Raw genomic sequence first — 9,414 nt, 5'->3', positions numbered from 1 at the left:
GAGAGGTGTATAAGAGACAGGGCGTGGCGGCGGGAGCGGTGTCCTGGGCGAGGGCGGGCGCTGAGAGAAGGACGAGCAGGGCCAGGGGCCAGCGACGCATGGAACCTCCGGAAGGAAGCGCGGCAGCGTAGCAGAGGACGCCGGGCCGGGGTCCTCCGAGCAAGCGGGCATCGGACGGTCCCTCCGCATGCCACAACGCACCGCGTGCATGTGGGGGCGGACGTTGGTATGGGGGGCGCCCGATGCCCAAGCGCACTGATATCCGGAAGGTTCTCGTGATTGGCTCGGGCCCGATTGTCATCGGGCAGGCCGTCGAGTTCGACTACTCAGGCACCCAGGCGATCAAGGCGCTTCGGGACGAGGGCGTGGAGGTGGTGCTGCTCAACAGCAACCCCGCCACGGTGATGACGGACCCAGAGTTCGCGCACCGCACCTACATTGAACCCATCACCGTGGAAGCGGCGGAGAAGATCCTCGCCGCCGAGCGCCCGGATTCCCTGCTGCCCACCATGGGCGGACAGACGGCGCTCAACCTGGCGAAGGCGCTCGCGGAGAAGGGCATCCTGGAGAAGTACGGCGTCCGGCTCATCGGCGCGTCCCTGGAGGCCATCAACAAGGCGGAGGACCGCCAGCTCTTCAAGGCGGCCATGCAGAAGATCGGCGTGGCGCTGCCCAAGAGCGGCTACGCGACGACGCTCACGGACGCCATGGCGCTGGTGGAGGAGATCGGCTTCCCGGCCATCATCCGTCCCTCCTTCACGCTGGGCGGCACGGGCGGCGGCATCGCGTACAACCGCGAGGAGTTCGAGGCCATCTGCCGCTCGGGCCTCAAGGCGAGCCCCACCTCCACCATCCTCGTGGAGGAGAGCGTGCTGGGGTGGAAGGAGTACGAGCTGGAGGTGGTCCGCGACTCCGCCGACAACGTCATCATCATCTGCTCCATCGAGAACCTGGATCCGATGGGCGTGCACACCGGTGACTCCATCACCGTGGCGCCCGCGCAGACGCTGACGGACCGCGAGTACCAGCGCATGCGGCAGGCGTCGCTGGCCATCATCCGTGAGATTGGCGTCGACACGGGCGGCTCCAACATCCAGTTCGGCATCCACCCGCGCGACGGCCGCATGGTCGTCATCGAGATGAACCCGCGCGTGTCCCGCTCCAGCGCGCTGGCATCCAAGGCGACGGGCTACCCCATCGCGAAGGTCGCCGCGAAGCTGGCGCTGGGCTACACGCTGGACGAGCTGCGCAACGACATCACCCGCGACACGCCGGCCTCCTTCGAGCCGACGCTGGACTACGTGGTGGTGAAGGTGCCGCGCTTCAACTTCGAGAAGTTCCCCAAGGCGGACCGCACGCTGACCACGAGCATGCGCTCGGTGGGCGAGGTCATGGCCATTGGCCGCACCTTCCCCGAGGCGTACATGAAGGCGCTGCGCTCCATGGAATTGGGGCGCGTGGGCCTGGAGTCGCCGGAGCTGCCCACGGAGAAGGAGGAGCGGCAGAAGGTGCTCAACGAGGGGCTGCGCGTGCCCCGTCCGGAGCGCCCGTGGTTCGTGGCGCAGGCGTTCCGCGAGGGCATGACGGTGGATCAGGTCCACCAGCTCTCCGCCATCGACCCGTGGTTCCTGCGGCACATCGAGGCGCTGGTGCACGAGGCGCAGACGCTGGCGGACATCGGCCGGCTGGACGACCTGGCGGACGACGTGCTCCGTCAGGCCAAGGCGCACGGCTTCTCCGACAAGTACCTGGGCAACCTGATGGGCTACCCGGAGGCGGAGGTGCGGGCGCACCGGCACGCGCGCGGCATCCGTCCGGTGTTCAAGCGGGTGGACACCTGCGCCGCGGAGTTCGAGGCGTACACGCCCTACCTGTACTCCACCTACGAGGAGGAGGACGAGGCGCCCCCCACGGACCGGCAGAAGGTGCTGATCCTTGGCAGCGGCCCCATCCGCATCGGGCAGGGCATCGAGTTCGACTACGCGTGCGTGCACGCCGCCTTCGCGCTGCGCGAGGCCGGGTACGAGACGGTGATGGTCAACTGCAACCCGGAGACGGTGTCCACGGACTACGACACGTCCGACCGCCTCTACTTCGAGCCGCTGACGATTGAAGACGTGCTCGAGGTGTCCCAGCGTGAGAAGCCGGTGGGCGCCATCGTGCAGTTCGGCGGGCAGACGCCGCTGCGCCTGAGCGTGCCGTTGGAGCAGGCGGGGCTGCCGATCCTGGGCACGTCGCCGGACGCCATCGACCGGGCGGAGGACCGCGAGAAGTTCTCCAAGCTGATTGAGAAGCTGGGCCTGAAGCAGCCGGAGAACGGCGTCGCGCGCAGCCACGCGGAGGCCTTCAAGGTGGCCGAGCGCATCGGCTACCCGGTGATGGTGCGGCCGTCGTACGTGCTGGGCGGGCGCGCGATGGAGACGGTCTACGACGCGTCCAGCCTGGAGCGCTACATGCGCGAGGCGGTGAGCGCGTCGCCGGAGCACCCGGTGCTGATTGACCGCTTCCTGAAGGACGCCATCGAGGTGGACCTGGACCTGGTGGCGGACCGCACGGGGCAGGTGCTGATTGGCGGCGTGCTGGAGCACATCCAGGAGGCCGGGGTGCACTCGGGTGACGCGGCGGCGACGCTGCCTCCGCACTCGCTGTCGCCGGACCTGGTGGAGCGGATGAAGGACCAGGCCATCTCCATGGCGCGCGAGCTGGGCGTGGTGGGGCTGATGAACGTGCAGTTCGCCATCCAGGGGAAGAACATCTACGTCCTGGAAGTGAACCCGCGCGCGAGCCGCACGGTGCCGTTCATCTCCAAGGCGACGGGCATGCCGATGGCGAAGATCGCCGCGCTCTGCATGGTGGGCAAGACGCTGAAGGAGCTGGGCCGCACGGAGGAGCCGGAGTTCCGGCACGTCGCGGTGAAGGAGAGCGTCTTCCCGTTCGCGCGCTTCGCCGGGGTGGATGTGATTCTGGGGCCGGAGATGAAGTCCACGGGCGAGGTGATGGGCCTGGCCGAGGACTACGCGTCCGCGTTCGCGAAGAGCCAGCTGGCGGCGGGCGTGAAGCTGCCCAAGACGGGCCGGGTGTTCATCTCCGTGAAGGACGACGACAAGCCCGCGGTGGTGGACCTGGCGCGCCGGCTGCGGTCGCTGGGCTTCAGCCTGACGGCGACGGCGGGCACGCACGACTACCTGCAGACGAAGGGCATCGAGTCGCAGCGGGTGCAGAAGGTGAAGGAGGGCCGGCCGAACATCGTCGACAAGATCGTCGACGGGGAGATCGTCCTGGTCATCAACACCACCTTCGGCAAGCAGGAGATCGCGGACAGCTTCTCCATCCGCCGTGAGGCATTGATGCACTCCGTGCCGTACTACACGACGGTGCAGGCGGCGCGCATGGCGGTGGGCGCGCTGGAGTCGCTGAAGCGCTCGGACCTCGCGGTGAAGCCGTTGCAGGCGTACCTGTACGGCGAAGGCGGCGTGCCTCCGGCGCGGCGGTAGGATTCAGCTTCAATCCGTCTCCTGGATGCCCTCTGTGCGCGTCCAGGAGACGGTGTGGTGCTGCGGCATCGACAGGCCCAGGTTTGCAAATCCTACAAACCCTGGTACGAGGCTGATCCTGCAGTTGCTGTAGCTCCCCTTCATTCGAGTCGACCCCGAGGCCTGATTCCTCTCAGGAGGAGTCTGCCTTCAGGGCTTCTTGCTTCAACGGCCATGAAGGGCCGCCCCGGATTCACAGGGGCTCCTTTCCACACATTCAAGTAACACAGGCGTGTGCGTCTCTGGGCGTGCACGTCATGGGGAGACGTGCGCGTGATGAGAGTCAGATGGATGGTTGTATGTCTTTTCACCTGGGCGCTGGCGTGTACGCCGCAAGGGCAGCCAACACAGGCTCCGCCGCATCAATCCGCACCTGAGGGCAGGGTTGTCACGGAGTGGCGGCCCCAGGCACTCAGCGCGGATGCGCCCAAGCGAGAGGTGGGCGAGTCCTGTGTCGATGGCGGCGACAGTGCCTGTCTGAGTGGCCGATGCGTGCACGCGCCCGGCGCGGGATTGGGGCAGGGCTATTTCTGCACAAAGGCTTGCACGCAATCAGCGGAATGCCCGGCGACCTGGCCCTGCGTGATCCTGGATCCCAACACGCAAGAGGGGCTGTGTCAGCCGCGTCTGGCTGCGGAGCCGTCGAAGGACGAGCGCAATGAGTGATTTTCGAGGGGGAAGCGCCGTGGAAGACACCAGAAACACATTGAAGAAGAAGTGGAGTAGGGGATCCGTCCGGGGAGTGATGGCCTGCGGCCTGGCGTTGGTGGGAATTGGAGTGGCTTGGGCAACCGAGACACTCAGCGAGGCGGAGGTGCAGCAGCGCGTGGATCAGGCTCCGCTCAGCCCGGCTCCACCATTGGGAGGACCCAGCAGTGCGGGGGTGTCCGGAGCCGTGCCCGTACCCGTGGGCTCGCTGCGCCCGACCTATTCGGAGACGGACTTCAGCTTGTCCTCGGCGATCGGGGACTTTGCGTTGACCCGTACCTTCTCCGCATCGACCAAGGCGAACGCGCTTGGAACTCCCGAGCAGAAGCTGCTCACCCCCTTCGGCCGTGTGATGATGGGACCGGATGGAGGGGGCAACTCCTACCGCTGGACGCACAACCTGTACAGCTATGTCCTGACGAGCGTCCATGAGGAGATGGACTCCTCGGGCACGGAGAGAATAGACACCACCATCTGCAACATAGTGACACCTGCTGGAAGCTCCTTGCGCTTCAGCCCTTGCGATAAGACCGAGCCGGGACGGTTCGCGACCTCCAGCTCCGATCAGCACGTCAAGCTGCGCTGGGATGGGAATGGCTTCACGCTCATCAGCCCAGAGGGACGCTTTCGTTATACCCACGCTGTCGCGGTAGGCGGCCAGACGCAAAACTTCCCGCCGACCACTCGATGGGGTTCAGCCTATTTCCTGACGGACATCGAATCGACCAGCTACGGGACGACCACGACCGCGGGCTCCAACGGCCGACGCCTCATTGCATCCATTCAGTACTACTCGGCGAAGCCGCCGGGGTGCACCGACCCTGCGGCGACGTTCGGGAACCCTTCGCAACTCATCCAGTACGTCAACTTGGCAAACGGTTCCCGGCTGGCCTTCTCCTATGTGAGCCGCCCCACCCAGGACATCATCCTGCAAGACGAAGACAATCCTTTGTACTCCACCCACGAATGTGTGCTCGACAAGGTCGACCAGGAAGAGGGCACTTCTGGGACGGGGCTGGGAGCGCGCAACATCGTCACATACGACTACGCGATGCATAACAGTTCCGGGCAGGAAATATCCCACCCAGCGGGGATGTTGGGAGGGGCTCGCTTCTTCGTAGGTGTGTCTCAAGACGTGCCCGTCGGAGCGGAAGCGCCGGTGCCCACCCGGATGCGCTACACCTGGGCCGATCAAGAGAGCCTCAACCAAGTCACGTGGAGAGTGTTTCGCAATGACGAAATGCTCTCCCACAAACGACTGCACCGGAAGATGTTCTACATCCTCGAGGATGGCCAGTCGAACACGCACTTGAATCCGCAGTCGGTCACTGCGGAGGTGGTCGGTTCTGGTCCCAACTGCGGGCCCGGCGTGCTGAGCGGGTCGTGCGCGTCCTCGCAGAAGCAGATCTTCACCGAGAATGTCCGTGCTGGCGACGGCTCCTTCCTATATTCGAGTCCATTGGCGCGTGTATTCGTGGCCCACCAATCAAAGACCCACGGCGTCTACACGTCGGCGTCGGAGGTGCGGTGCGGCATGAATGGCGTCAATAACGATTCGTTCTGCAAAGGGGTGGGCATCAGCCTGACGCCACAACATTCGCGAGCGTGGGGCGTTGATGCATTGCCAAAAGAACAAGTCACGGAACGCAAGACCTCAATGGCCAGTTCCCAAAAGGACGCGCGAGGTGCCTATGCCGTGTTCACGAACCAGCTCGCGACAAAAGGCACCAGCAGGAATGAAGTGCCTTGGGATCCAGATAGCTTCTTCCTCCCGCCAGGCGAGATGACCCGAGCTGAATTCGGGGCCGTGGATGTGGCAGGCAATGGCGCATTGCTGACGAAATTCTACTCCTATGAGTATGGCCGGGCAGGGACGTATCCTGGTTATGAGCAGCAACTGAAGACGGAGACCTCGACGTCCGCCATGCTGGGCCAACCGGGAGTGGACCGACAAGCAAAGTGGACCTACCAGTATGAATCCACGACGAACCGGCTGATGGCCAAGGTTCGAGGTGGGTACACCTGGGACTTCACGACGGGCTTCGGCGCGCCCGTTTACAAGTACCAGGCCACTTTCTACCGCACCTACCGCGCATGCTCGGGCGAGACGCCAGCGGCGGCGGATCCGCAGGCTCGCGTCGTCGAGGTCGAAGGGCCCTGCTGGGTTGAAGCCGAAGACTCGACGTCATGCTTGGATTCGGGCCCCCTGACTCAATACTTCTATGGGGCGGCGAACGCGCCCAACGGCCAGCAGCAACGCCTGATCCGCAAGCGCGTCTCCGCGCACGTCACGAAATCCACGTCTCCAACGTGCAGATACTCGAACTGGCTGGAGACGACCTATGACGCCTACGACGAGCAGGGGCGCCTGCTGCGGACGACAGACCCTGCTTATGTCCGGACTCATTATGCCTACATTGCGGGAAAGCTGGTCCGAAAGACAGTGAAGTCAAGAGGGGGAGCATTGCCAGACCTCGTCACGGACTATGGCTATGACAATGGCCAGCACGGCGACTACATCCGCTACCCGGATGGCCGCTACGAGGTGCAGTGCTACCGCTCAGGTGCATGGAATGGGTGCACGGGCGGTACGCTGACCGACAAGCTCCAATGGAAAGCGACGGCACCGACCGCGAACGGCCTGAACTACAGCGAGCGCGTGAACTACTTCTACCAGTACGGGCGCCTCGTCAAAGAGGAGACGCTGGCGGCGGGGGGCGGGGTTCGTGCTCGGAGGACGTATGATGCGGATCCGCTGGGCCGCCCGACGTACCAGGGCGTCGGAGAGGAGTTGGGGGTGGCCTCAAATGGTGATTTCACCTACTCGTCGACGCGCCTCTTCGACCCGGAGAACAACCCGATTCGTGAGGGTCTGCCGTACCTCAGCAGCACCGGTCGTCCTCCTGCGTTCTGCGGAGGGTTCAACACGACCAGCGGGGCGCTCAATGCCCTGCCACCCGAATGCCGTGCCTTCGAATACGACCGGCTCAACCGGCTGGTGATGATGCTGGAGGCGGCGGGGCCGACGGGCGGGAGCGCCCCTTCCGCCACGCATGTGGCATACGACGTGGCAGGGAACGTCCGGAGCATCAAGCATGGCTGCTCCGCGGGCTCCACGATGGGCAGCTGCGGGAACCAGCCAGCGGTGGACTACCTCCACGACGACTTCGGGAATCTGTTGGAGGTGAAGACCCCATGGGGCGCGTCCGCTTCGTCAGGTCCGAGCGTCACACGGTTTGCCTATGACTCTCTGGGCAATCCGACGGTCAAGCAAACGTCGCAGATGGCTCAGTCCGGAAGCTGGACGGCATTTTCTCATGACGCGCTCGGGAGGCTTCGTGTGGCGGATGCCCGCCGGAGCACCCAGACGGAGCGGCTCTTCCGAACCTTCTATGAAGAACATTTTCCCGGTCTTCCTTCGGGGTGCCCTGATTCGCACTACGATCAGCCGCACTACACGGTGGATTCTTTCGGGGCGACCTGGTTCCAGTATGACGCCTTCGGCCGGCTGACCGGGAAGCTCCGGGTTCGTGGCCCGGAAACAAGTCCGCCCTCGCGTCAGTGCAATACGTCGCCGTACTTCTCCGGGAAGGACAGCCCGAATCACTTCTTCGAGTACGACTCGGCTGGCCGGCTCGTGTTTGAAGTCTATCCCTATGGCCGCGGCATCCAGTACCGGTACCACGCAGCCAGCACGGGCATGCCCCACCGGGTCAGTGCAATCTACGCTGCCCACCTCTATCCGGGAGGAGGGTCCAGCATCGACCCATTGATTACCGGCGTGGAGTGGGAACCCTACGGAGGGGTGAAGAGCTACTGGGTCCACTCTCGCGGTGAAACAGGCGTGCCCACCGTGGCGCGAATTCAGTACCACCAGGGTGGAAACAATACAGGCCTGGGAGCTTGCTCGCAGGCGGCCTTCTCCCAGGCCGTGGATGGGACGGGTGCTCCCTTCGGGCGGCTCTCCGGCTTGAGCGTGACGCGGACGAACCTGGGGGACGTGTTCAAACGAGCCTATCGCTATCAGGCGGATCAACTGGTGGGCGAAGACACGTGCATTCTTCAGACCTCCGACAATCAGCTCCCGTTCGCTCAGGACTACGCAGGGGCAGCCAGCCAGCCCGGCTACGACGCCCGGCTCCAGTTGAGACATGTAACCAATCGGCATAGTGAGGGGGGATGGATCTTCACAGACCAAGCCCTCTCCTATGCATACGACGCGCGCGGAAACCGGACGAGCGAGTCAGGGAGCAAGTTCGCGGTGCAGTCCGAGTACACGAGCGGTTTTCCGTTCGTGGATCAGCTTGCCACTCGCAAGTATTCCACGACTGCAAATGCGTGCCCACCAGGAGGCGCGTGTCTGCCCTTCGACATTACGGCCCGTTATCAGCACGACATGTCGGGCCGCGTGAGCAACGCGTCCTGGTATCTCAGCCAAGCCGCCACTCAGCCGTACTACTCGCTCTCTCTCAACGCGACCACGGCTTCTCCCATGGATCTGGGCGCGGTCTACCGGCAGGTTTCGAGCACCCAACTGGGAGGCCCGGGCAGCAACTACGAGTACTTCTATGATGCCGCTGGCCGACGCCGTTTGAAGCGCAGCTGGGACGGGCGTGAGGACGAGTACTTCTACTCGGGAACGCAGTTGCTGGTGGATGTGGGGCAGAGCTCCGCCAACCCGAGCACGACGGACTACGTGTTGGACGAGTACGTATGGCTGGATGGCCGGCCGGTGGCGCTCATCAAGTCCCGCTTCGCGCATTCCCCTTTCCTACGGATGGCGGACAACACCCAGGATTGTGCGCGCTTCGGCGTGGATACGGACGTTCCCTGTGGAACCTATTTCCCGGTGACGGATGGCCTTGGAAAGCCCGTCCTCCTGCTGGATTCGAAGGGGCGGATCAGCGGCACTGGCGACTATGAGCCCTTCGGTCACGTCAACCGGCGCAGCCACTTCGTAGGTGGCCAGAACATCATCTACCCCTACCTGGCCAAGCTCTACGCGCCTTCAAGCGCAGGGCTGACGACCCAGGTGCGAGCCCGTTTCGAGTGGGTCCAGTCGAACAAGCAGGGTCGCATCATGCTGTCGGATGCCGAGGGTGAAGGCCTGCCTGGCTCCGGCGGTGGTGTTGGGGAGGTCCAGGGAGTCAAGGGGCGGGTGACGACCCAGGGG

The 9,414-nt window shown here is 64.4% G+C and carries 2 protein-coding genes; both read left to right on the top strand.

Going from position 1 to position 9,414, the window contains the following annotated elements; all coding sequences use genetic code 11:
* Positions 1–242: 242 nt before the first annotated feature.
* Positions 243–3,494: a carbamoyl-phosphate synthase large subunit gene (carB, locus tag D7W81_RS36470; protein ID WP_120559988.1), complete on the top strand. Its 3,252-nt coding sequence runs from the start codon at positions 243–245 to the stop codon at positions 3,492–3,494.
* 946 nt (positions 3,495–4,440) lie between these two features.
* On the top strand, positions 4,441–9,414 hold a 4,974-nt coding region (locus D7W81_RS36465), incomplete at its 3' end, for an RHS repeat domain-containing protein (RefSeq protein ID WP_208721593.1).

The organism is Corallococcus aberystwythensis (genome assembly GCF_003612165.1).
Taxonomy (GTDB): domain Bacteria; phylum Myxococcota; class Myxococcia; order Myxococcales; family Myxococcaceae; genus Corallococcus; species Corallococcus aberystwythensis.
This window is presented reverse-complemented; position numbering and strand designations above follow the sequence as displayed.